The organism is Lentzea californiensis (genome assembly GCF_024648825.1).
Lineage (GTDB): Bacteria > Actinomycetota > Actinomycetes > Mycobacteriales > Pseudonocardiaceae > Lentzea > Lentzea californiensis.
Genome location: NZ_JANBBE010000022.1, coordinates 1 through 23,881, shown reverse-complemented (window position 1 = coordinate 23,881; position 23,881 = coordinate 1). Strand labels below are relative to the sequence as shown.

22 protein-coding genes and 1 pseudogene are annotated in these 23,881 nt (G+C 71.4%); 9 read left to right on the top strand and 14 right to left on the bottom strand.

The window, feature by feature from the left end; translation table 11 throughout:
• Positions 1-33 precede the first annotated feature (33 nt).
• From LX88_RS42115 to LX88_RS42100, 4 genes are all read right to left on the bottom strand, one after another.
• A complete protein-coding gene (locus tag LX88_RS42115; RefSeq protein ID WP_258953348.1) occupies positions 34-492 on the bottom strand; it encodes an antitoxin YezG family protein in 459 nt (152 codons plus the stop codon).
• Positions 461-4,672, bottom strand: coding sequence for a DUF8616 domain-containing protein (locus LX88_RS42110; protein WP_258953347.1), 4,212 nt, complete (start codon positions 4,670-4,672; stop codon positions 461-463). Before LX88_RS42110 ends, LX88_RS42115 begins: the two co-directional genes overlap by 32 nt.
• A gap of 202 nt (positions 4,673-4,874) precedes the next feature.
• On the bottom strand, positions 4,875-6,179 hold the full coding sequence (locus LX88_RS42105; protein ID WP_258953346.1) for an MFS transporter: 1,305 nt from the start codon (positions 6,177-6,179) through the stop codon (positions 4,875-4,877).
• A gap of 75 nt (positions 6,180-6,254) precedes the next feature.
• Complete coding sequence (locus LX88_RS42100) at positions 6,255-6,899, bottom strand: TetR/AcrR family transcriptional regulator (protein WP_090072656.1); 645 nt, start codon at positions 6,897-6,899, stop codon at positions 6,255-6,257.
• A gap of 112 nt (positions 6,900-7,011) precedes the next feature.
• On the opposite strand from LX88_RS42100, the gene LX88_RS42095 reads away from it, so the two are divergent.
• Both LX88_RS42095 and LX88_RS42090 read left to right on the top strand, forming a co-directional pair.
• Positions 7,012-7,860 (top strand): shikimate dehydrogenase, encoded by an 849-nt coding sequence (locus tag LX88_RS42095; RefSeq protein ID WP_258953345.1) that lies wholly within the window; start codon positions 7,012-7,014, stop codon positions 7,858-7,860.
• Positions 7,850-9,634: a sugar phosphate isomerase/epimerase and 4-hydroxyphenylpyruvate domain-containing protein gene (locus LX88_RS42090; RefSeq protein ID WP_258953344.1), complete on the top strand. Its 1,785-nt coding sequence runs from the start codon at positions 7,850-7,852 to the stop codon at positions 9,632-9,634. The genes LX88_RS42095 and LX88_RS42090 overlap by 11 nt, the downstream gene beginning before the upstream one ends.
• Positions 9,635-9,660: 26 nt before the next feature.
• On the opposite strand, the gene LX88_RS42085 is transcribed toward LX88_RS42090, so the two are convergent.
• From LX88_RS42085 to LX88_RS42055, 7 genes are all read right to left on the bottom strand, one after another.
• On the bottom strand, positions 9,661-11,061 hold the full coding sequence (locus LX88_RS42085) for an MFS transporter (RefSeq protein ID WP_258953343.1): 1,401 nt from the start codon (positions 11,059-11,061) through the stop codon (positions 9,661-9,663).
• A 50-nt stretch (positions 11,062-11,111) separates the two neighbouring features.
• Complete coding sequence (locus LX88_RS42080) at positions 11,112-11,708, bottom strand: NADPH-dependent FMN reductase (protein ID WP_258953342.1); 597 nt, start codon at positions 11,706-11,708, stop codon at positions 11,112-11,114.
• Between the two features lie 98 nt (positions 11,709-11,806).
• Positions 11,807-12,499: a GAF and ANTAR domain-containing protein gene (locus tag LX88_RS42075; RefSeq protein WP_258953341.1), complete on the bottom strand. Its 693-nt coding sequence runs from the start codon at positions 12,497-12,499 to the stop codon at positions 11,807-11,809.
• Between the two features lie 197 nt (positions 12,500-12,696).
• The gene (locus LX88_RS42070) at positions 12,697-13,428 is read right to left on the bottom strand and encodes a GAF and ANTAR domain-containing protein (protein ID WP_258953340.1); all 732 of its coding nucleotides are present in this window, start codon (positions 13,426-13,428) and stop codon (positions 12,697-12,699) included.
• A gap of 31 nt (positions 13,429-13,459) precedes the next feature.
• Positions 13,460-14,188 (bottom strand): GAF and ANTAR domain-containing protein, encoded by a 729-nt coding sequence (locus tag LX88_RS42065; protein WP_258953339.1) that lies wholly within the window; start codon positions 14,186-14,188, stop codon positions 13,460-13,462.
• Positions 14,189-14,247: 59 nt separating this feature from the next.
• The gene (locus tag LX88_RS42060; RefSeq protein ID WP_258953338.1) at positions 14,248-14,472 is read right to left on the bottom strand and encodes a sigma factor-like helix-turn-helix DNA-binding protein; all 225 of its coding nucleotides are present in this window, start codon (positions 14,470-14,472) and stop codon (positions 14,248-14,250) included.
• Positions 14,469-15,575, bottom strand: a complete 1,107-nt coding sequence (locus LX88_RS42055) for a tetratricopeptide repeat protein (protein WP_504928596.1) — start codon at positions 15,573-15,575, stop codon at positions 14,469-14,471. The genes LX88_RS42060 and LX88_RS42055 overlap by 4 nt, the downstream gene beginning before the upstream one ends.
• 147 nt (positions 15,576-15,722) lie before the next feature.
• Here LX88_RS42055 and LX88_RS42050 point away from each other — a divergent pair, with 147 nt between their 5' ends.
• From LX88_RS42050 to LX88_RS42040, 3 genes are all read left to right on the top strand, one after another.
• Positions 15,723-17,336, top strand: coding sequence for a RecQ family ATP-dependent DNA helicase (locus LX88_RS42050; protein WP_258953336.1), 1,614 nt, complete (start codon positions 15,723-15,725; stop codon positions 17,334-17,336).
• Positions 17,333-17,896 (top strand): DUF1360 domain-containing protein, encoded by a 564-nt coding sequence (locus LX88_RS42045; protein WP_308203493.1) that lies wholly within the window; start codon positions 17,333-17,335, stop codon positions 17,894-17,896. Before LX88_RS42050 ends, LX88_RS42045 begins: the two co-directional genes overlap by 4 nt.
• Before the next feature lie 175 nt (positions 17,897-18,071).
• Positions 18,072-18,764, top strand: a complete 693-nt coding sequence (locus LX88_RS42040) for a GAF and ANTAR domain-containing protein (protein ID WP_258953335.1) — start codon at positions 18,072-18,074, stop codon at positions 18,762-18,764.
• Between the two features lie 36 nt (positions 18,765-18,800).
• On the opposite strand, the gene LX88_RS42035 is transcribed toward LX88_RS42040, so the two are convergent.
• The gene (locus LX88_RS42035; protein WP_258953334.1) at positions 18,801-19,205 is read right to left on the bottom strand and encodes an ATP-binding protein; all 405 of its coding nucleotides are present in this window, start codon (positions 19,203-19,205) and stop codon (positions 18,801-18,803) included.
• 164 nt (positions 19,206-19,369) lie between these two features.
• Here LX88_RS42035 and LX88_RS42030 point away from each other — a divergent pair, with 164 nt between their 5' ends.
• The 3 genes from LX88_RS42030 to LX88_RS42020 are packed head-to-tail and all read left to right on the top strand — an operon-like array spanning position 19,370 to position 21,770.
• Positions 19,370-20,170: an alpha/beta fold hydrolase gene (locus tag LX88_RS42030; protein WP_258953333.1), complete on the top strand. Its 801-nt coding sequence runs from the start codon at positions 19,370-19,372 to the stop codon at positions 20,168-20,170.
• Entirely contained in the window at positions 20,170-21,417 is a 1,248-nt protein-coding gene (locus LX88_RS42025) for a PP2C family protein-serine/threonine phosphatase (protein WP_258953332.1), read from the top strand. The genes LX88_RS42030 and LX88_RS42025 overlap by 1 nt, the downstream gene beginning before the upstream one ends.
• Complete coding sequence (locus tag LX88_RS42020) at positions 21,414-21,770, top strand: STAS domain-containing protein (protein WP_258953331.1); 357 nt, start codon at positions 21,414-21,416, stop codon at positions 21,768-21,770. The genes LX88_RS42025 and LX88_RS42020 overlap by 4 nt, the downstream gene beginning before the upstream one ends.
• A gap of 6 nt (positions 21,771-21,776) precedes the next feature.
• Here the strand turns inward: LX88_RS42020 and LX88_RS42015 are convergent, their stop codons facing one another.
• Positions 21,777-22,181, bottom strand: a complete 405-nt coding sequence (locus LX88_RS42015) for an ATP-binding protein (RefSeq protein WP_258953330.1) — start codon at positions 22,179-22,181, stop codon at positions 21,777-21,779.
• Between the two features lie 184 nt (positions 22,182-22,365).
• On the opposite strand from LX88_RS42015, the gene ligD reads away from it, so the two are divergent.
• Complete coding sequence (gene ligD / locus LX88_RS42010; RefSeq protein ID WP_258953329.1) at positions 22,366-23,361, top strand: non-homologous end-joining DNA ligase; 996 nt, start codon at positions 22,366-22,368, stop codon at positions 23,359-23,361.
• Between the two features lie 53 nt (positions 23,362-23,414).
• On the opposite strand, the pseudogene LX88_RS42005 reads toward ligD, so the two are convergent.
• Positions 23,415-23,881 (bottom strand): annotated as a pseudogene (locus tag LX88_RS42005) (penicillin-binding protein); the annotation flags it as partial.

Here is a 23,881-nt window from a genome sequence, read left to right as displayed (position 1 = left end):
CTTTCTCCTAGGTCGCGGTGGGGCACAGCCAGCCTACTGATCGGCCAGGCTCGCCTCGTGTGCGCGCTGCAGTTCGAGCCCGCGCTCGACGGTCTCGCGCAACCAGCCGCGCAGGTGCTCGTCCGCGCGCGGGAACGCCTCCAGGTCGCGCACGAACATCGCCGGGTGCAGCTCCGGCGACCACCGCGGGTCCTCGTCGTAGTTGAACGTCACCTCGGGCTCAGCCTCGCGGTGCAGCACGAACCGCGCCGACAGCCACGCGCCGCGGTCCTCCTCGTACATCTGCTCGCGGAGCTCCTGCAGCCGTTCGGTCATGTCCGCCAGCCGCACTTCGCCCGCGAACCCGCCCTCCGCCGTCTTGGCCGCCGCGGCGAGCTCGTACGCCAGCACGTTCGCCCAGACGTCCAGCGTGACGCGGCTCCACCCGGCCGGGGCACCTGCTTCCAGCAGCGTGCAGATCTCAGCGATTCGCGTATCGGTTCGTGGGTCCATAGTTCACCTCCGGACGGTTCGGGAAGACACGTTCCTTGGTCACCACGTTCTCCACGATCTTATTGCCGTCCTCGTCCAGCTTCGGCTTGCCGTTCGCGTCGACCTCGTACGTGACCTCCCGCCAGCGCATGGCCACCTCGCCCGGAACACCGTCGGCGTCGCGCGTGGCCCGCACCTCGTAGTTCTGGACGTCCTGGTGCTCCTTGGAGGCGAACTCGACGAGGTAGTTCTCCTTCTCGCGCCACGAAGCGGCGTGCACCCAGCCGTCGCGGATGTTGCCGGAGTTGGACGCGGCCATCTGCGGGTGCATGTTGATGTACTCGCCGAGGCCGCCGAGCTCGTTGGCCAGCAGGTGACCACCGGCCCACTTGATGCGCGAGTTCTCCAGCTCCTCCCGCGTGAGCGTGCGGTTCGGCGGGTCGTTCGGGTACGCGGCCTCGCCCTCCTGGTAGGCCCGCTGCTGCGCACCCTTGCCGGAGTCGTCGTCGCGGTACTTCGTGTTCTGCCCGCCCGCCTCGACCTCGCCGGTCATCGCGTCGGTCTGCCCGTGCTCGTTGGTGTGGAAGGAAAGCACCTTGTCGGGGTTGTGGGTGTTCGGCACCCGGTACTGGACGTCCGGCAGCAACGGGTGGCTGAGGTCGGGGTTGAACCCGGACCACTTGCCCTTGCCGTCGACCGCCATGTCCTGCCGGCCCGGCGTGGCCTCGACCCACTTGACGTTGCCGTCGCCGTCGGTGATGAACGTCGTGCGCGTGCCGTTCTGGTTGGTGACCGGGTACTCGGTCCACGGCTGCAACGGCTGGTGGTCCCGCAGCGGGACCGGCACCGTCTCGGGGGCCTCGATCGGCTGGAGCCGGTCGGGCTGGGTGTTGCCGTCCGGCACGGTCTCGCGGTCGCGGTGCGGCGCCTGGATCTCCTCGTGCCGGTTGAGCGGCTGCCGCGGGGCGTCCGGGTTGTCCGGGTCGACCGGTTGGTGCGTCGGCCGGTCGTAGTCGACGAACCGCTCGTTGTAGCTCGGGTCGTCCGGCCGGATGATCCGATCCTTCGGGATCGGCATGTGCTCGGGATCCGGTCGGCGCGGCGCGTCCTGGTTCTCCGGCGCGGTGCTGTTCTCCGGGCTGTCGGCGTCCCCGCGGTCCCTTGCGTCGGCGCCGTCGGTGTTCCGGTCGCTGCCGGGCGCGTAACCGTCCTCGCTGGCCCTGGTCCTGGACCCGTCCGGGTGGTGCGTCTCCCACTCGCCGTTCGGGGGGATCCGCGGCGAGCGCGTGCCGTCGGGCCCGATCTCCACGTCACTGGTGAAGACCCGCCCGTTGCTGTCCGTCCACGCGGGCCTGGTCGGCGCCACGACCGGCGCGTCGAGGTGCCGGGAGAGCTGCTGCGCGAAGTCGTTGCTGCCGGCGTCGCAGCCGATCAGCCGGACGGGCCTGCTGCCGTCGTAACCGCTGCGCCGCAACATGTCCGCGTACTCGGCGGGCGTGTAGTCGTGCCCGCCGACGCGAGCGCGGCCGTCCGGCGTGACGTGCACGTCGGCCGTGAAGAACCGCGGGTCCTCCGGCACCCGGTGGGGGAGGTCGCCCATGTCGCGGTCGCCGCCGTGGTGCGACACACCGGCAGGGGTCTGCTCGGCGTGCCGTTCGTGGGCCTGCTCCGGCGAGGGCCGCTCTTCCGCGTGCGACTGCGGCGCGTCGTTGTCGGGCCGGTTGTCGGCGTCGTTGTGGTGGCCGGGGCCGTCGGCGTCGCGGTGGGGGCTGTCGGGGCCCTGACCGGGGCCGTCCGGTCGCGCGGCGTCGGGACGGTTGGCGTCCGGTCGGTTGGCGTCGGGCCTGCTGCCGTCTGGACGGTTGCCGTCTGGACGGGTGCCGTCGGGCCGCGTGCCGTCCGGCCTGCTGCCGTCCGGTCGGGACGTGTCAGGTCGCGAGCCGTCGGGACGGTTGTGCGGCTGACCGGGCGCGTCGGGACGCTGACCGGGGTGCGTGACGGGGCCGTCGGCACCACGTGGGCGGGCGCCGTCGGGACGGTTGGCGTCGGGACGCTGGTGCGGCGCGGGGGAGTCCGGCCTGCTCGGGCCGCTGGGGTGGCCGCCGGGGCCGTGGCCGCCAGGCGTGTGCGGGCCGGGACCACCGGCGTGCGGCGTCCCCGGACCCGGCCCGAAGCCGGGCTGCTGCGCCGTGTGCGGGCTGGTGCCGGGGCCGCTCGGTCCGGCATGGGGAGCGTCCGCGTGAGTCGGCGAGGTGGTCGACTGCGGGCGCGTCGGCGCGTCCGTCCGTGCCGACGGCGACGTGGTCCCAGGACCACCGTGCGACCCGTCGGGCGAGTGCGGCGCGCCAGGGCCGCCGGGACCCGACGGAGTGTTGGGACTGTGTGGTGCTGGCGCACCGGGGCCGCCGTGAGGTGCCGATGGTGCATTGGGGCTGTGAGGCGCACTTGGGCCGTACGGCGAGTTCGGTCCCGATGGCGCGTTAGGACTGTGGGGTGCGCCGTGCGGAGCGTTCGGCGTGCCCGCATGCGGTGCGGAGGGAGAGTGCGGTGCGCTCGGGCCGTGCGGCGCGTTCGGGGAGCCGGACGGGCCGAAGTTCGGCTGCGAGGGGGCCGACGGCCTGGCCGACGACGGGGACATGTCCGGGGTGCGCTGCGAAGGCATTCCCGAGCCCAGGTCACCGCGTGCGCCCGGCGTGCCGGTCCAGCCTCCGCCGGAACCCGGACGTGCGCCGCCACCTGCGGGCGAACCACCCGCGGGGTTGCCGGCGGGACCTCCGGCGGGGCCGCCCATCGGGCCCTGCTGCGGAGTGGTCGCGGAGCTGGACGGCGGTCCGCCGTCGCGTGGCGCGGACGGGGCGTGCTGCGAGGGTGCTTCCGGTGCCGCTACGCCGGCCTGGGTGGTCTGGCCGGTGTTGCGCGGCGGGGCAGCCGGTGCGTCGGGAGACGCCGTCGGACCGTGCGTGCTCGGGCCCGACGGGCCACCTGACGGCCCACCGCTCGAAGGCGAACCCGGAGAACCCGGAGAAGGGGCGTTCGACGTGCTGGGGCCGTCCGGTCCCGGCGAGGACGAAGGCCCGTTCGGCGAGGACGAAGGCCCGTTCGGCGACGGCGAGTTCGGGGAGGACGGAGGTCCGCCCGGCGAAGGCGCGGAAGCCGACGGCGAACCAGGCGAAGGCGACGACGGACTCGGACCGTCCGGAGAGGACGGCGAAGAAGGCGAGGAAGGCGAAGACGGTGACGGAGACGGACCGGACGGGCCCGAAGGCGACGAAGTCGTTGGCGCGTCAGGGGAGGACGACGTGGGCGAGCCGCTGGTGTGCGTGCCGCCGGCGTTGGGGAGGTCCGGCGTGCTCGAGGTCTGGAAGAGACCGCCGGGCTTGATGGACTTCGTGGAGATCACGTCCAGGCCGGTGACCTTGCCGACGATCTTGCCGACGACCTTCATGATCTTCGTGAAGATCTCGACGATCTTGCCGAGCAGCGGCGAGACCTTCTTGATGGTCTTGATGAGCTTCTGGATGAGCTCACCGATGCGGGTGGCCCACTTGGAGATCGCGGTGACGGCCTGCGCGACGATCACCGGCGTGCCGAACCCGAGCGTGAACACGGCCTCGAGCACCCACGCGATCAGCTTCCCGACCAGGTCGGCGATCAGGTCGCGCACCATCTCGCGGACGAAGGCGACGACCATGCCCATGATGCCGACGACGGTGCCGACGGAACCGGCGGCGGACGCGGCACCGGTGATCGCGTCGCCCTGGGCGCCCGCGGCGGCCCGGTACGCGTCCGCGGCGGATCCCTGCCACTCGGCGGTGCCCTGCACGGCCTGCTGGTAGTCCTGCGCGACCTTGCCGAGCTCCTCGGCGACCTTGTTCCACGTGGCCGAGTACGACTCGATCACCGGCGGGTCGCCCGCCAGCCAGTCGAGCGCCTCCTTCAGCGGCTGCATGTGTTCCATCAGGAACGACGCCGCGGAGGACAGCAGGGTGCCGAACGGGTCGATCGCCATCGACGCGGCGTCCGCGACGAGGCCCACCATGCCCAGGCCGCCCTCGACCCAGTTGCCGTCCTTGATGCCGTTGAACGTGTCCATCGCGGACTCGGCGATGGGGATGCCCGTCGCCCAGCCGTTGTCGCCCGTCCCGGCGTTCATGAACCCCGACGGCTCGGCGTCTGGCTTGACCACCAGAGGATTCGACATCACGCGCCTCCGATGATCTTGGTGATGTCCTCCGGCACGTGCCGTCCTTCCCCCGAAACGCAGTCGTTCCCCAGGATGACGCAGCGCCGGACGCGCCGGTTCCACGAGGTTTCCGAATGCTCCGATCAGCGCAACGGCGTTGCTCCGGCGAGCCCGTCCCCGCCCCGCGAGCGCGGGACGGGGACGGGGAGGAAGCGACGCGTCAGGCCTTGGCGGTCGCGACCGCGGCCGGCTCCTGCGGCAGGCGCCCGAGCTCCGCCGTCGGACGCCGGAAGGTCTCGCGTCCCGTCGCGATCGCGGTGGCGCTGACCGCGCACACCACCGCCGTGAAGATCGCGACACCGATCCAGTCGTCACGGCCGGAGCCGATCGCCGCCACCACGCTGGGGGCGAACCCCGCGACGGCGAACCCGATCTGCGTGCCGATCGCCATGCCGGACAGCCTGACCTCGGTGCTGAACATCTCGCCGTACAGCGACGGCCAGATGCCGTTGATCGCCGAGTACGCCACACCGAACAGCAGGATGCCGAGCGCGAACACCAGTCCGTACGCGCCGACGGAGATCGACCACAGGTAGGGGAAGATCAGCAGGGCGCACGCGCCGCAGCCGGCGAGGAACACCGGTTTGCGGCCGACCCGGTCGGAAAGCCCTGCCAGCAACGGAATCGCGGCCAGGGCCACGACGTTGGCGAGGACGCCGACCCAGAGCATCGGTGTGCGCGCCAGGCCGATCGTGTTCACCGCGTAGCTCAGGGCGTAGACGGTGAAGATCGTGCTGACCGAGGCGATGGTGGCCGCGACGACGACGCGCAGGACGTCGGCCCAGTGCGTCCGGAACAGCGTCGCGACGGGCAGCTTGGCCGGCTTGGTGCGCTTGAACTCGGCGGTCTCGTCGAGCTTGCGGCGGATGACGAGGCCGACGACCACGACGACCGCGCTGCACCAGAACGGCACCCGCCAGCCCCAGGTCAGCAGGTCCTCCTGGGGGAGCGCGGCCACGGGCAGGAAGATCGCCGTGGCGAGGATCTGTCCAGCCTGCGTGCCGCTCAGGGTGAAGCTGGTGAAGTACCCGCGGCGGTGCTCCGGCGCGTGTTCCAGCGACATCGAGTTCGCGCCCGCCTGCTCGCCCGAAGCCGAGAGTCCCTGCAGCAGGCGGAGGAAGACGAGCAGGATCGGTGCGAGGACACCGGCGGTGTCGTAGGTGGGCAGGCAGCCGACGGCGAAGGTCGCCACGCCCATCAGCAGCAGCGTGAAGACGAGGACCTTCTTGCGGCCGAAGCGATCGCCGACGTGCCCGAGCACGAGCGCGCCGAGCGGCCGGGCGAGGTAGCCGACGCCGAACGTGCCCAGTGCGAGCAGGGTCCCCGTCGCCGGATCGGCGGCCGGGAAGAAGACTTTGTTGAACACCAGCGCGGCGGCGGTGCCGTAGATGAAGAAGTCGTAGTACTCGAGGGCGCTGCCGATCCAGGCTGCCAGCGCAGTCTTGCGGGCCATCGGTGTGGTCACGGCGTACTCCCATGTACGACCTAGTTAGTTAATACAAGGTCGGATACGCCACCCCTGCGTGTCAAGAGTCAGATTTCAGCTGGTCAGATAATCGATCAGCATGTCACCGAGCATGCGTCGGTGGTGGTCGCGGCGGCCGGGGTCGAGCATGTCCCGCCCGAAGATCGCGGCGAACGTGTGCCTGTTCGCGAGCCGGAACACGCAGAAGGAGCTGATCACCATGTGCACGTCGAGCGGGTCGGCGTCGGCGCGGAACCGGCCGGCGGCGCGGCCTCGTTCGAGGAGCTTCGTCAGGCCGTCGAGCGCCGGGTTCGCGAGGCCCGCCAGCACTTCGGAACGGGCGATGTGCTCGGCGCGGTGGATGTTCTCGATGCTGACGAGCCGGATGAAGTCGGGGTGCGCCTCGTGGTGGTCGAAGGTCAGCTCCGCGAGCCGGCGGATGCCCTCCTCCGGCTCGAGGTGCTCGACGTCGACCTCGGCCTCCAGCGCCCGGATCGCCAGGTAGGCCTGCTCCAGCACGGCGATGTAGAGCTGTTCCTTGCCGCCGAAGTAGTAGTAGATCATCCGCTTGGTCGTGCTGGTGCGCTCGGCGATCTCGTCGACCCGTGCCCCCGTGTAGCCCTTGTCCGCGAACTCCCGCGTGGCTACTTCCAGGATGTCTGCGCGCGTGCGGTCCTTGTCCCGCTGGCGCTCGGCATCGGATGACGGCGGTGCGGCCACCGAGCCCCCTTAGATCTGCGGATGACCAGCCAACTCTAGTCCAGCACTTCCTGACGGCGACTCGGTGCGCTAACGTGAACTCACTAGTTCGTACATTAATCCGGGAGGCCGGATGGCCAACTACCTGATCGGGCTCATCGGTTCCGGCATCGGCCCGTCCCTCAGCCCGGCCCTGCACGAGCGCGAGGCGGCCGAGCTCGGACTGGGCTACGCGTACCGGCTCCTCGACCTCGACGTCATCGGACTGCCGGTGGGCGACGTGCTGAACGCGGCCAGGTCCGAGGGGTTCGACGGGCTCAACATCACCCATCCGGCGAAGCAGGCGGTCCTGCCGCACCTCGACGAGGTCGTCCCGGAGGCGGCCGCGCTCGGCGCCGTCAACACCGTGGTCTTCGAGAACGGCAGGGCGATCGGCCACAACACGGACGCAACCGGTTTCGCCCGCAGCCTGCGCCGGGGCCTGCCGGACGCCGCGATGGCGAACGTCGTGCAGCTCGGAGCGGGCGGGGCCGGGGCCGCCGTCGCCCACGCGCTGTTGTCGCTCGGCACCGGCCACCTCGGCGTCCACGACGTCGACGAGAGCCGGAGCGCGCAACTGGTGGCAGCGCTGGAAAGCAGGTTCGGCGCCGGCCGGGCCGCCGTCTGCACACCCGAGGCGGTGCGCACCGCGGACGGCCTCGTCCACGCGACCCCCACCGGCATGGCGGCCCATCCCGGCCTGCCGATCGACGAGTCGTTGCTGCGCGGCGAACTCTGGGTCGCCGACATCGTCTACCGGCCGCTGGAGACCGCGCTCCTCGCCGCCGCGCGGGCACGCGGCTGCCGGGTGCTGCACGGCGGCGGCATGGTCGTGCTCCAGGCCGCGGAGTCGCTGCGGCTGTTCACCGGCGCCGAGCCGGACCCCGACCGGATGCTCGCGCACTTCGCGGAACTGGAAGGAGAACCCGCACATGCGTCCTGACGCGCGCACCGCCATCGCCACCGTGTGCCTGTCCGGCACGCTGGAGGACAAGCTGACCGCGGCCGCCGAGGCGGGCTTCGACGGCATCGAGATCTTCGAGAACGACCTGCTCGCGGACCGCCGCAGCCCCGCGGAGATCCGCAAGCGGTGCGCCGACCTCGGGCTGGGCATCGACCTGTACCAGCCCTTCCGCGACTTCGAGGCCGTGCCGCCGGACGTGCTCGCCGCCAACCTGCGCCGCGCGAGCCACAAGTTCGACGTCATGGCCGAATTGGGCGTGGACACCGTGCTGGTGTGCTCGTCGGTGTCGCCCGACGCCATCGACGACGACGATCTCGCGGCCGAGCAGCTGCACCTGCTCGCGACCCGTGCGGCCGAACGCGGTCTGCGCATCGCCTACGAGGCGCTCGCCTGGGGCCGGTACGTCAACGGCTACGAACACGCGTGGCGGATCGTGCGCCGCGCCGCCCACCCGTCGCTCGGCGTCTGCCTCGACAGCTTCCACATCCTGTCCAAAGGGGACGATCCCAGGGCGATCCGCGCGATCCCCGGCGAGAAGATCTTCTTCCTGCAGCTCGCCGACGCGCCGACGCTGCCGATGGACGTGCTCCAGTGGAGCCGCCACCACCGCCTCTTCCCGGGACAGGGCGACTTCGACCTGACGACGTTCACCCGCAACGTCCTCGACGCCGGGTACCGCGGCCCGCTCTCGCTCGAGGTGTTCAACGACGTCTTCCGCCAGTCCGACCCGCACCGCGCCGCGGTCGACGCCATGCGGTCGCTGCTCAGCCTCCAGGACTCCTTGCGGCAGCTGGACGTTCCCGCCGCGCCCGTCCCCGCCGGCTACGCCTTCGCCGAGGTCGTGGGGGAGTCGGGCCTCGCCCTGCTCGGCTTCACCCGCGAAGCCGTGCACCGCTCGAAGCCGGTGGAGCTGTGGACGCAGGGCGACGCACGCGTGCTCGTCAACGCCGAGGGCGAACCCGGCGCGATCGGCGCACTCGGTCTCTCCGTGCCGGATCCGGCCGCCGCGGCACGACGCGCGGAGGTCATGCTCGCGCCACCGTTGTCACGGGAGACCGGCCCCGGCGAGGCGCCGCTGACCGCGATCGCCGCACCCGACGGAACCCAGATCTTCCTGTGCGCCGACGACGACTGGCTCGGCGACTTCGTGCCGACCGGTGAGTCGGGCCCGCAGGCCGGCATCACCGGCATCGACCACGTCGCGCTGACCCAGCCCTTCGACAACTTCGACGAGGCGGGCCTGTTCTACCGTTCGGTGCTGGGCCTGCAACCGGGAGCGACGGCGGAGTTCGCGGCGCCGTTCGGCCTGGTGCGCGGCCGCGGTGTGAGCGGCGGGGGCGTCCGCCTCACCCTGGACGCCGCGCTGGTCCGGCGAGGTGGCTGGGCGCCCGCCGTCGAGGAACCCCAGCACATCGCCTTCACCTGCGCCGACGCGGTCGAGTGCGCCAAGGCCCTGAGGCAGCGGGGCGCACGGCTGCTGGACATCCCGGGCAACTACTACGACGACCTCCTGGCGCGCACCGGTCTGCCGGCCGGACGCGTCAGCGCGCTGCGCGAGCAGTCGGTGCTCTACGACCGCGACGAACGCGGTGAGTACCTGCACTTCTACACCGAACTGGCCGGGGCGAGGGTGTTCTTCGAGGTGGTCCAGCGGATCGGCGACTACCGCGGGTTCGGCGTCGTGAACGCGCCCGTCCGCATGGCCGCCCACCACGCCGTCCGGAACAGGCCAGGTCCTTCGCGACGAGGTTGAGAGCCACAGGCTGATGGTCTCAAGGGTCACACCGCGGAGCGTTCCGGGTGCTGCTGTGCCGTGTCGTTTGCACGGCGCAGCAACACCTTCGCCAGCACCACGGCCAGAACCGCGGCGAGACCGGCCATCCACCACAGCACGACGTGCAGGCCGCTGGTGTAACCGGGTTCGGCGAGCCTGCCGCCGGTCGACGTGGCCAGCACGGCGCCCACCACGGCGATGGCGACGGTCTCCAGCCCGAGGCGCACCGTGTTGAACATCCCGGCGCCGGTCCCGGCGCGACTGGGATCCACGCTGCCGACCGCGACCCCGTCGATCAACCCGATCGAGATGCCGAACCCGGCGCCGATGGTGAGCAGCGGTCCCGCGATCGACAGCACCGACGCCCCCGGCTCGATCACCGTCAGCCAGGCCGCGCCGATGCCGACCAGGGCGACCGCGAGCACCACGACTCCTTGCGGCGAAACGACTTTGGTGACCAGCGGCGCCAGCGGTGGCAGCAGCAGCGTCAACCCGGTCATCAGCACCAGCACGACCCCCGCCTCGCCGGTGGACATGCCCAGCACCTCGGTGAAGTAGGCGGGCAGGTACACGATCAGCGGCAACGGCACCGACACGATCATCGCGCCGGCCAGCGAGATCCCGATGAACTTCCCGTTGCGCAGCAAGGCGAGGTCGAACATCGGCTGGGCCTGGCGCCGTTCCACGACGACGAACGCCACCAGCAGCACGACCGAGCCGGCGAACGCGACGAGCACCGCGGGCGACGACCATCCCCAGGCCGGTCCCTGCACGAACCCGGCGATCAGCAACAGCAACGCGAGCGTGAAAGTCGCCGTGCCGGCCCAGTCGACCTTGCGGGAGCCCGGTTCCGCCGACTCCGGCAGCATCGGCACGAGGCAGAGCACGACGACGCACACGAGCGCGGGCCCGGCGAACACGGCCTGCCACCCGAAGCCGTCGACCAGCAGACCGGCGGCGGTCGGCCCGAACGCGAGGCCCACGCCCAGCGCCGTGCCGAAGTAGCTGAACGCCCGGATCCGCGCCCTGCCGGTGAAGGCGGACGCGAGGAGGGCGGCGGAACTGGCGGCCGCGGCGGCCGCACCGACGCCGGCGAGCGCGCGCAGGACGTCGAGCACGAGGACGTTCCACGACAACGCGCTGAGCACGCCACCGGCGGCGAAGACGGAGACACCGGTGGCGAACACACGCCGCCGGCCGACCATGTCGGCCATCGATCCGGCGGCCAGCATGAAGCTCGCGAAGCAGGCGATGTAGCCGTTCACCACCCACTGCACGGCGGGCAGGCCGGCGTCGAGGTCCGCGGCGATGCCGGGCAACGCCACCGACGCACCGGTCAGCGTGATCGGGAGCGAGAGGCTGGAGAGCAGGACGGCCACGAGGACGACTGCAGGGTTGTTTCGCACGCGTCCACGATGCAACCTCGACCTTCGTCCAGGTCAAGTCGCCGCCGTGCTCAGGTGTTGTACGCGCGTTTCTCGCGCTTGTCCCGAAGCGCACCTGCCCACCAGGTGAGCTGGTCGAGCAGCGATGTCGCGGCCAGGTCCGGGCCGTCCGGGTCGAGCAACCGGCCGTCCTCGCCGAACCGCGAGTGCGCCATGGCGAAGCAGACCGTTTCGCGGATGGTGGTGGCGTGCAGCTCGGCGAACACCTGGCGCAACTGTTCGACGGCCCGGGAGCCGCCGGCCAGTCCGCCGTAGGACACGAACGCGACGGGCTTGGCGTTCCACTCGACGTAGACCGAGTCGATCGCGAGCTTGAGCGAGGCCGGATAGCCGTGGTTGTACTCCGGGGTCACCACGACGAACCCGTCCGCCGCGCCGATCCGCCGGGCGAACGCCCGGACGTCCGGCGACGGGTACACCCCGGTCACCACGGGGACGGCCTGCTGCACGGTGGGCAACGGCACCTCGGCCAGGTCGATCACGTCGACTGTGACGTCCGCGCGTCGCCGGACGTGGCCGAGGACCCAGTCGGCCACGGTCGTGCCGAACCTGCCCTCCCTGGTGCTGCCGACGATCAAACCCAGGTGCAGTGGTGGTTCCGCGGTCACGGGTCTCCCCTTGGACGATCCTGCGGCAGCCGCTCGGCCACCTTCCGCGATCACGCTAGAACCTGAACATTGGTCGAGGTCAAGGCGTTCCGGGGGCGTCAGGTCGAGGACGCGCGGCGCCCGTCGATCACCTGCTGGGCGACGTCGGACAGCAGCTGGTTGGAGTTGCGGGCGTGCGTCCGCAGCAACGAGAGCGCGTCCGCGAGGTCGATCTGCAGGCGGACCGTCAGGATGCCTTTGGCCTGCTGGATCGTGACGCCGCTGTCGAGCGCGTTCTGCACCTGTTCGGCGATCATCTCGCTCTGCCACAGCGCGCGGACGTGCAGGATGCCGATCGCCGCGACGTTCGCGAACGACTGCGCCAGCAGGGTGACGTCCTCGGACGGCGGTCCCGGTGACGTCCGGAACAGGTTGAGCGCGCCGATCACCTGCTCACGCAGCCGCATCGGTACGGCGTCGACCGCGGCGAAGCCCTGCGCACGCGCCGCCATCGCGAACCGGGGCCAGCGTTGCGGCGCCGCGCCCAGGTCGTCGCACCCCACCGGTCTGCCGGTGTCGAAGCAGTCCAGGCACGGGCCTTCGTCCTCCTGCAGCTGGAACAGTTCCAGCAGCCGCGCCCTCTCGGTGGAGGCCGCCACCAGGTTCAGCACGCCCTGCTGATCGGCCAGCAGGATTCCGGCCGCGCCCACGTGCAGCAGCTCGACACACCGTTCGGTCAGGGTGTGCAGGAAGTCGATGGTGTCGAAACCGAGGACGAGCGTGTCCGCCAGCTCGACGAAGGTCTCAGCCACCCGGTGGTCCACGACACGCCCCGATTCTCAGGTTTCCGGCATCCGCGTCATCGCCGGGGACCGGGGCGAGAGCGCTCGCGGTCCATGCTTCCACGTCCCGCCCGAGCACGATTGGTCCATCCGAGTACTAGCCGCCACGCCGCGCCGCACACCTGAACCCGTTCGGAGCACGCACGCCCACCGGAGGTCGTCGCGCGTCAGCCGCGCGTGCCCGGATCGTCCAACGCCGTTACGTCGACCGTGCCGGCGATGACCGCCTCGGCGACGGTGCTGAGGTGCTGGTTGTGGCTGCGGGAGTGCCGCCGGAGCGCTTCGAACGCCGGGCCCATGCCGATCTGGAGGCGTTCGGAGAGCACACCTTTGGCCTGTTCGATGAGCACTCTGCTCTGCAACGCGCCCTGCAGCTGCTCGGCGAGCAGCTCCTGCTGGTTGAGCAGCTTCGCCTGCAGCAGACCGATCGTGGCCACGTCCGCCATCGCCTGCGCCACCCTGACGGTCGAACTGCTCAGCGCGCCCGGCGCGGCGGTGAACAGGTTCAGCGCGCCGATGGTCTGTTCCCGCAACCGCATCGGCAGGGCGTGCACCGCGCGGAACCCGGCCTTCACGGCGACCGCCGCGAACTCCGGCCAGCGCTGCGACGACTCGGTGAAGTCGGCCACGGTCACGGGCGCGCAGGTGAGGTAGCACTCCATGCACGGACCCTGACGGTGCTGGAGCTCGAACAGCTCCACCAGCATGGCGCGCTCACTGGAGGCGCCGACCACGTACAGCTCGCTGTGGTGGTCGGCGAGGAGGATGCCCGCCGCGTCGACGTCCAGGGTGTCGACGCAACGGTCCGCCAGGAGATGCATGAACTCGGCCGAGTCGAAGTCCGCGACCAGGGTGTCGGCAAGCTGCACGAACGTCTCGGCCATATTCTCCACTGACATCGGGCCACCTCTGTTGGTCGGTCGCCGGCGATCACGCGGGATCAGGCCGTGCTTCCGGGGTTAGTCTCAGACGCCGGGCCACCACGTCGCGGGCGACGTCGATCACCGGCCTTTCCTCAGCGAACGCGTGCGCTCTCAGCCGCACCAAGGCCTCCTCCACGCTGACGCCCAGCTGGACGGACAGCATTCCGGTGGCCTGGTGGACCTCGGCGCGGCGCAACGGCATGTCGGCCAGCAGCGTGTTGTTCTCGACCTGAACGCGCGTGAGCTCGTCCAGCAGCAACGACAGGATGACGTCGGCGAGGACCTGGGTGTCCGACATCTGCTCGTGGGTCATCGCACCGGGACGCGTGCGGTGCAGGACGAGAAGACCCATCCGGATGGCCCCGCTGCGCAGCGGGAACGCGAACACCGCCCGCGCGCCGATCTCGAGCGCCGCGGGCACGAACAGCGGCCACCGCCGGTGGTTGGGTCCGGTGTCGAGCTCTCCGGCCAGCACCGGCACGCCTGTGCGGAACGCGTCCGCGCAAGGCCCCTCACCCAGTGTGAACCGCAGCTCCTCGAGCCGGGCGCCCACCTCGTCCGTGGCGTACCGGGACTCCCCGCGATCAGGGCCGCTCATCAGCGTGAGCTGAACGCCGGTCACCCCGGCCAGGCGGACGCCGGCGTCGCAGGCCGACTCGCTGGACACCTCGGCGCCGTGGCTCGCCGCGTCGGCGGCGAGGTACCCCAGCACCTTGGCCAGCCGTTCACTGCTCACCGCTCAGCCTCCCGTGATCAGGAGCGTCCTCTGTCGTGACTTCCGAAGGAGAACTCACTCTAATCCCTCGGGACCGCGCCCTGAGGGGGGCCGCTTCGCGCGGCGAGTTCCTTGCGCAGCACTTCGAGGGCCTCGTGCTGGGTCAGGCGCACGACAGCGGGCGTGGAGCCCAGCACGGCCGCGGTCTGTTCGGCGGAGAGCCCGTACACCAGTCGCATCCTCAGCACCTCCTGCTGCGGGCCGGGCAGCAGCCCCAGCAACTGCGCGGCCTGCCTGCCGTTCACGGTCGCTCCCCGGCCGGTGGAGCGGGCATGGCGCTGACGCGCGCCGCCAACTCCCGCGCCCCACCGTGGGAGCCGTGCCGGCGGGCGTGCGCGGCGAGCGGGCGGATGCGGTCCCTCACGCGGGCCGAGCCCAGGGTGCCGGCGGACACCAGCGCCTGGAACCCGACGTCCACGCCCTGGTCGACGTCGCCCTCGACCAGGTGGCTGATGGACAGCAGGATGAGGCTGAACGCGCGGCTGCGGGCCATGTCGTCGCCGTAGCCGTCGATCGCCTCGACGAGCAGCGGGACGGCGGTCCGGGCGTGCTGCCGGTCCACGGTCTGGGCCAGGTCGGTGTGGACGGCACCGGTGAGCGCGGACAGGTCCGCCGCGGTGAAGAACCGCGCCCAGCCGGGCACCTTGCTGTGGTCGGCGGCGGCGAACTGGCCCCGGCCGCGGTCGAGCAGCGTCCGGGCGCCGTCCCGCGAGCCCTTCTTGGCGAAGGTCCACGCCGAGTTCATCGACAGGATGCTCCCGCCGATCTCGTCACCGGACCGCTTTGCCGCGAGCTGCCCGAGCTGGAAGTACGCCGACGCCTCGTCGAGGTCCTCCTGGTGCAGGCACACCCGGCCCAGCCGGTAGCACACGTTCGCGGTCAGCCCGGTGTGCCGGCCGAGTCCCGCCAGCACCAGGGCGTGGCAGAAACGCGTGCGGGCCTCGTCCGCGAACCCGGCGTCGAAGTACGCCCAGCCGGCGACGTTGTGCAGGTCGCCCAAAGCCACGTACAGCTGCTGCCGCACCTTCTCGGGCGCGGACGCGGTGAGCATCCGGTCGCCCTCGCGGAGCAGAGCGCCGACGGCGGTCAGACAGGACTCGCCGCCGTGCCGGTAGTCCGTGGCGCGCAACGCTTGTGTGTCTGCCTCCAGCCCTGTGACCTCGGAGGAACCGATCGATCGCGGGGCTGCTGATCGGCGGGAGGACGATCCGGCAGAGCCATGGCGGCACTCCTGACACCAGGACGGGAGAAGCAGGCGCCGCCGGGGTCCAGAGCGGTGGTCGAGGCACCCAGGCCCAGCCGGGTGCGCAGCCGATGATAGACCGCCATCAGGTAGCCGTGTGGGCACAGTTACCGCGCACGCATGCGCTGGGTGCCATGACTTCCCCTGTTCCAGGTCGGCGGGAAAAGCGGGGCGGGGCGGGACTGAACCGCTGACGCGCGGGTAGGTCCCTGTGGCGCGGGCGAGAGCGGACCCGCTGACGAGGGAGACCGTGTGAGCGAGTCGGAACTGCGGCGCACGGCCGCGGAGGCGTTCGGCTGGACCGAGCTGCGCGCCGAGCAGCTGGCCGGCATGCAGCACCTGCTGGAGGGACGGGACGTGGTGGTCGTCATGCCCACCGGCGCCGGGAAGTCCGCCGTCTACCAGGTCACCGCGATGCTGCTGGACGGACCGACGGTGGTGGTGTCGCCGTTGATCGCGCTGCAACGCGACCAGGTGGCCGGTCTGCGCGCCAACGACGCGCCCCCGGCCGCCGCGGTGAACTCGGCACAACCGGCGCGGGACAACGAGGCTTCGTGGCGGTCCATCACCGACGCGGACGCGGAGTACCTGTTCCTCTCTCCCGAACAGCTCGCCAAGGACGAGGCGCTCGAACGCCTGGAACGGGCCAAGCCCTCACTGTTCGTCGTGGACGAAGCTCATTGCGTGTCCGCGTGGGGCCACGACTTCAGGCCCGACTACCTGAGGCTGCGGCACGTGGTCGAACGGCTGGGCCACCCGCCGGTGCTGGCCCTCACCGCCACGGCGAGCGGGCCCGTCAGGGCCGACATCGCCGAGCACCTGGGCATGCGGGACCCGGCGGTGATCGTCGCCGGCTTCGACCGGCCGAACCTGCACCTGGCGGCGCGGTTCTGCGCCGACGAGGCCACGCGGACGGACGCGGTGATCGACTGGGTGGTGCAGCGCGAGGGTTCCGGCCTGGTGTACGTGCCCACGCGCAAGGACGCTGACCGGTATGCCGCCGATCTGGCCGGCCGGGGTGTGTCCGCGGCGGCCTTTCACGCCGGGATGAAGGCGGCCGACCGGCGCCGGGTGCAGGACGAGTTCATGTCCGGTGGAATCCGCGTCGTGGCCGCCACGTCGGCGTTCGGAATGGGCATCGACAAGCCGGACGTGCGGTTCGTGGCGCACGCCGCGATGCCGGGCTCGCTGGACGCCTACTACCAGGAGATCGGCCGCGCGGGCCGCGACGGCGCCCCGGCGGAGGTGATGTTGTTCCACCGGGCGGAAGACCGAGGCCTGCACCGGTTCCTCACCGGCGGCAGGCTCGACCGCGGTGGGGTGCGGCAGGTCGCCGCGGCCGTGCGCCGCAGCCGTTCGGGAGTCCGGATCGGTGAACTGGCCGAGAAGCTCGGGCTGTCCCGCCGCAAGGTCACGAACCTGGTGAACCTCCTGGAGGGCGCCGCGGTGGTGCGCACCACCGAGAACGGGATCCGGTACGTCCCGGACGCTCCCGCGCCCGCGCAGGCCGTCGCCGCGGTGGAGCAGGACGTCGAGCGGCGGCGGAGGCGGGACCGCTCCAGGATCGAGGTGGCACACGGTTACGCGGAGGCGCGCTCGTGCCGCAGGCGGTTCCTGCTCGGGTACTTCGGAGAACGGCTGGACGAGCCGTGCGGGAACTGCGACACCTGCGACGAGGGCCTGCCCGCCGAAGCCGGGGAACCCGCCGGGTACCCGGCGAACACCGTCGTGCGTCACGAGGAATGGGGCCGCGGCACGGTCCTGCACGCCGAACCGGACCGGCTCGTCGTGTTGTTCGACGACGTCGGCTACAAGACGCTGTCGATCGCCGCGGTCCGGGACAACGGCGCTCTCGTGCCGTTGTGACGATCGACCCGCACAAGCCGGGCGGCCGCGGGTTTGACGGCACCGGTGGTGGCAACACCTTCGCCATGTCGATCGCCGAGTCCTTCCACCGCGTCCAGGGCGCCTACGCCGAGGACGAACGCCGCCCGCTGTTCGGGTACCTGGCCTCGTTGTGCACGTTCGGCGCGCTGGCGGGCATCGCCACGGCCGTCGGCCGGCGCAGGGGAACACGGCTGCCCGAGCGGTTCACGGCAGGCGACACGGTGCTGCTGGCCGTGGCCACCCACAAGGCGAGCAGGCTGCTCACCAAGTCCTCGATCACCAGCGTGCTGCGGGCGCCGTTCACCCGCTACGAGCAGCCCGCCGGTGCCGCCGAGGTCAACGAGAGCGTGCGCGGTGACGGCGTGCGCCACGCCGCCGGTGAACTCATGACCTGTCCGTTCTGCTCGGGCGTGTGGGTGGCGAGCGCGCTCACCGCGGGCCTGGTGCTCGCGCCGAAGGCCACCCGGCTGGTCACGACCACCCTGTCGGCCGTTGCGGCGTCGGACTGGCTGCACCTCGCCTACGACGCCTCCAAGTAGCCGGCTATCCGCCTGTCCGCACAAGGGTCCGGACCCGCGCCGCTCCTGCTTCCGGCCACCGTGGATGGACCGGTCGGCGCCTCGTGGCGGGTGCCGCCTGCCCGCGGAGTTCGCGGAGGTCGCGAGGGGTTCGTATCCTGGTGCTTCACAACAGCACCGGTGCGAGGGGCCGAGCGTGGACGGGCAGCGTCGGGACCGGCTCGAGCGGATGATCGCGGACCGCACCGCGGGGTCCGAGTGGCCTCTGGCGCTGTGTGCGGTGTGCGTGCAGGTCCTGCCGGGAGTGGACGCCGCCGCGCTGGTGCTCCGCGGCGGCGCGCGGGCGCAGGAGATGGTCAGTGCCAGCGACGGCTGGGCGGCGTCGATCGAGGAACTCCAGTACACGCTGGGCGAGGGTCCCGCGGTGGAGGCCTGCAACGGCGGTGGCCCGGTGCTGGTCCGCGACGTCAGCGCAGAGCAGGGCAGGTGGCCCGGTTTCGCCGACGCGGCCGCGGAGCAGGGCCTCGCCGCGATGTTCGCGTTCCCCCTGCAGATCGGCGGCATCCGGCTCGGCACCCTGGACCTGTACCGGCGCCGTCCCGGCGGGCTGTCCGCGGAGGCGTTCGCGGACGCGGCCCTGCTGGCCGACGTGGCGACGCTCGCGTTGCTGGAGAACGAGCTCGCGGACGACGAGGACAAGCTCCGGATGGAAGTGTCCTATCAGGACGTGCACATGGCGACCGGTGTCCTGGCGGCGAAGCTGCGCATCAGCCTGGAGGACGCCTTCGCCAGGCTGCGGGCGCACGCGTTCGCCGAGCGGCGCTCGGTGCTGGAGGTCTCGCGGGACGTGCTCGAAAGGCGGATCTCCCTCGACCGGCTGGCGGACTGATCGGCGGCGTGCCCCGATCCTCGGCCGCGCCCTGGTCTAGTCGCAGAGGAGTTCGGCCCAGACGGTCTTGCCGACCGAGTGCGGCAGGACGCCCCACTGCTCGGCGATCTTGTTCACGATGATCAGGCCGCGTCCCCGTGTGTCGCTGAGCCTGGACCGGCCGAGGGTGGGCATGTCCGGTGAGGCGTCGTCCACCTCGATGCGCAGGCAACGGGAGGCCTCGATGCGCAGGAGGCGGAGCTGGCGGGGGTGCCGACCGTGGTCGTAGGCGTTGCTGACCAGCTCGGTCACGGTCAGCTGCGCGTCCTCGACCACGTCTTCGGACAGGTCGCCGAACGCGTCGGAGATCCAGCGGCGCATCGCGGACAGCGAGGGTGTGTGCTCGTGCAGCTCCAGGGAGAGGGGCGTCGGTGCGGAGGGAGGTTCATCGCTCGCGGCCATGCCGAACCGGTCCTCTTCTGTGAAGACGTTCGAAGTGCTCCGGTACCCGCTGGACGACCGTCGCAAACCGCGGAACCCGATCAGGGCACCGCTGAGCCGTCCGGTGCCCCGCCGCGTCCGGATTGGAAGGTTGCCCAGGGCGAACCACTGGCAGGATGGGTGCCGTGGACGTGACGACCAGGAACAACGTGACCGTGCTCGGTCGCGCCGACGGCCCGGCGGTGGTGCTCGCGCATGGTTTCGGGTGCGACCAGAACCTGTGGCGGCTGATCGTGCCGGCGCTGGCCGAGCGGTACCGTGTGGTCCTGTTCGACCACATCGGCTCGGGCAGGTCGGACGCGTCGGCGTGGTCGGCCGAGCGGTACTCGACGCTGGACGGTTACGCCGAGGACGTGCTGGAGATCTGCTCCGCGCTGGACCTGCGCGACGTCGTGCTGGTCGGGCACTCGGTGTCGGCGATGATCGCGGTGCTGGCGGCGAACAGCGAGCCGGACCGGTTCGCGAAGCTGGTGCTGCTGACGCCGTCGCCGTGCTACGTCGACGACGGGGACTACCGGGGCGGGTTCAGCCGGGACGACATCGACGAGCTGCTGGAGTCGCTCGACTCCAACTACCTCGGCTGGTCGGCGACGATGGCGCCGGTGATCATGGGCAACCCGGACCGTCCCGAGCTCGGCGGCGAGCTGACCGACAGCTTCTGCCGCACCGACCCGGTGATCGCCAGGGTGTTCGCCAGGGCGACGTTCCTCTCCGACAACCGCGCCGACCTGCCGAAGGTCGCGGTGCCGACGCTGGTGATCCAGACCGCACAGGACGCCATCGCGTCGCAGGAGGTCGGCCGGTTCGTCCACGAGCAGATCGCCGGCAGCGAGCTGGTGACTCTGGACGCGACCGGGCACTGCCCGCAGCTGAGCGCTCCCGAGGCCACCGCCGCGGCGATCCTCGAGTTCGTGGGTGCGCCGTGATGTGCGAGGCCGACGCCACCGGTGGTGGCGGAGGCGGCGACGAGGACGGTGTCGGCGCGCTGTTCTCCGCGCTGCTGGAGGACAGCGCCGAGGACCTGTACGAGAACGCTCCGTGCGGCTACCTGTCCACGCTGATGGACGGCACGATCGCCAAGGTCAACGGCACGCTGCTCGGCTGGCTGGGGGCCGGGCGGGACGAGCTGGTCGGCCGGCGGCGGTTCTCCGACCTGCTGACCGTGGGCGGCCGGATGTACTACGAGACCCACATCGGGCCGATGCTGACGATGCACGGCGAAGCCGGTGGCCTCGCGCTGGAGCTGAAGGCCGCGGACGGGTCGCGGCTGCCGGTGCTGGTGACGTCGAGGGTGAAGAAGGGCGAGGACGGCGCCGCGCAGCTGATCCGCATCACGATCTTCGACGCCCGCGACCGCCGCGCGTACGAACGCGAGCTGTTGCGGGCACGCCAGGTGTCCGAGGCCGAGCGCGACCGGGCGCGGGAGCTCGCCTCGACGCTGCAGCGGACCCTCCTGCCACCCTCGCTGATGCCGGTGCCGGGGATGGAGGTGGCCGCCTACTACCACCCGGCCTCGGTCGACGAGGTCGGCGGAGACTTCTACGACCTCTTCCCGCTCACCGGTGACAGCTGGGGGTTCTTCCTCGGTGACGTGTCCGGGAAAGGCGCCGAGGCGGCCGTGGTGACCTCGCTGGCCCGCTACACCCTGCGCTCCGCCGCGGTGTACAACCCCGAACCGGTCAAGGTCCTGGACAACCTGAACACCGTGCTGCACCAGCAGTACCGTGGCGGGGACACCCGGTTCTGCACGGTCGTCTACGGCTCTCTGGTCCCCGATGCCACGGGCTGCGCCATCACCCTGGTCAGCGGCGGGCACCCGCCGGCGGTCGTGGTGCGCGCCGGAGGCGTGACGGAGTTCCTGCACACTCCGGGCGGAATGCTCGTCGGGGCGATCCCCGACGCGAAGTTCACCGAGGTCACAGCACACCTCGGGCCAGGCGACACCCTGCTGCTCTACAGCGACGGCCTCACCGAAGCCCGCCCGGTCGGCGCCAGCAGGGAGCGCTACAGCGAAGAGGAACTGCTCGACTTCCTCGCGGCGTCGGCGGCGACCGGCGCGTCCGAGGTCATCACCGCGTTGACCGCGCTGCTCACCGGCTTCGGTGACGGCGTGGAGGACGACACGGCTCTGCTCGCCCTGAGCATCCCCCTACCAGGAAGCGGGGACTCGTGAGCACCAGGTTCAGCACCACGACCAAGGCCGTTCCGACCGGACTGGTCCTCACCCTCGCGGGCGAGCTCGACTCGGCCACCGCTCCCGCCGCGCACGAGGCCATCCAGCAGCTCGCGCTGCGCGACGGTGATCAGCTGGTCGTCGATCTGTCCGGTCTGACGTTCTGCGACTCCAGCGGAATCGCCGCGCTCATCGCGGCACGCTCACACGCCGGTAGGACCGGCTCGTCGATCGCGCTGGCGGCCGTGCCACGCCACCTGAGCAAGGTGTTCGGGCTGCTCGGCCTCACGGACCTGTTCGTCGTCCACCCGACCGCGGAGCTCGCCCAGCAGGCCCCGGCCGCCGAACACTGATCCCGGTCAGGGCGTCGCGGGGCAGGGCACGACGGCCCACACGCACTTGCCGATCGCCTGCCGGGCGACGCCCCACCGTTCGGACAGCTTGTCCACCATGATCAGACCGCGGCCTCGCACCGAACCGGGCGAGGAGGGCTGCATCTCGGGCAGCAACGGCGAAGCGTCCTCGGTGACGATGCTGACGGCACAGGGGTCGGCCGACTTGCGCAACTTGAGGCGCGCAGGGAAGCGGGCGTGGTCGTACACGTTGGACACCAGCTCCGTGATCACCAGCAGCACATCGAGAAGATCGTCCTCGTGCAGACCTGGGAGGACCGACTCGACCCATCGCCGGACCTTTCCGGTGTCGGGCGCGGTGTCGGCGAGTTCCAGCGTGAGCCACGCATCAGCAGGACCTCCGTTGGCCAAGACATGGCTCCGTTCTGCTGGCATCACCTGGACGGGGTACCTCGCCCGTAGCGATCAAAACTCGTTCGAGGCGACCCTGCGTCACAGTGCGGACGCTGCACGCGAGCCGGGCGGGTTCCGTGTCGCGACCTCGGCGATTCTCGCTGACCATGACTGGCAGGGACGGACGGAGGAGGGCTGCCAGGTGGAAAGCACGGCACCAGCGGGCCGGCCGCTCGACCTCGTCCGCCCCATGCTCGCCACCCCGGGCAGCGCGCCGCAGGACGACGGGTGGGCCGTCGAGTTCAAATGGGACGGCTACCGCGGCGTCGCGCACTGCCGGGGCCGCGACGTCCAGCTGATCAGCCGCAACGACCTCGACTTCATGCGGCGCTTCCCCGAGCTGAGCATCCTGCCCGACCTGCTGCACCACCGGACCGCCGTGCTCGACGGCGAGATCGTGGCGCTGGACCAGGAAGGACGGCCGGACTTCGGGCTGCTCCAGCAACGCGACAAGCTCGCCCCCGGCGTGCGCGAGCTGCGCCCGAGCCGGCCGCGCATCGCCTACTTCGTGTTCGACCTGCTGCACCTGGACGGGCGGTCGCTGTTGCCGGTGCCCTACGACGCGCGGCGGGCGATGCTCGCCGAGCTGGGCCTGCCCGGCGACCACGCGGTGCAGGTGCCACCGACGTTCCCGAACACCGATCCGGCGGACGTCCTGCACGTGGCGAGCCAGTACGGGTTCGAGGGGATCGTCTCGAAGCGCGTCAAGTCCCGGTACGAGTCCGGCCGCCGGTCACCTGCCTGGGTGAAAACGCCGTTCCGGTACACCCAGGAGGTCGTGATCGGCGGGTGGCGCGTGGGGCAGGGCAACCGCGCGGGCAGGCTCGGCTCGCTCCTCCTCGGCGCCCACGACGGCCAGGGCGGCCTGGTGTACGTCGGCCACGTCGGCACGGGCTTCAGCCGGACGGTGCTCGCCGACCTGCAGCGGGAGCTGGAGAGGCTGGAGCGGCCCACCAGCCCGTTCGCCGTCGAGGTGCCGCGCGAGCACGCCCGGAACGCCCGCTGGGTCGAGCCGGAACTGGTGGGCGAGGTCGAGTACCGGCAGTGGACGCCGGACGGCCGGTTGCGGCATCCGGCCTGGCGCGGCATGCGTCCCGACCGGGATCCGTCCAGTGTGGAACTTCCCCCGTCACGGTGAAGGTCGCGGAACCGCTGTCCGCGGCTCCGCGACCTCCACCGGCCGGCCGGGCGTCAGCGAGGAGGCGAGGGGGACGACGGTGCGGGAGCGGGAGACGACGGCACCGTGGCCTGCGGAGGGGCCGCCTCCGCCGGGGGCACCGTCGCAGGGGGCGCCGTCGCAGGGGGCACCCTCGCAGGGGGCACCGTCGCGGCAGGGGATCCGACGACGTCCGGGAACTTCTGGCCGTCACCGCGCAGGTAGCGCTCCTCGACCTGCGGCAGGGGTTTCTCCGGCAGGTCGGCGTGCACCTTCGTCATCGTGTCGAACCAGGTCGCGGCGGGCACGGTGCCGCCGTAGATGTTGCCCTCGGGGCACAGTCGCGGCGGTCCGCCGCCGATGCAGATGCCCTTGGGCGAGGTGCTGTCGTTGAACACCTGGACGGCGGCGGCGTAGTCGGGGGTGGCTCCCAGGTAGGCCGCGGACTTGTACTCCTCGGTCGTCCCGGTCTTGCCCATCATCGGGCGCTTCCAGCCCGCCT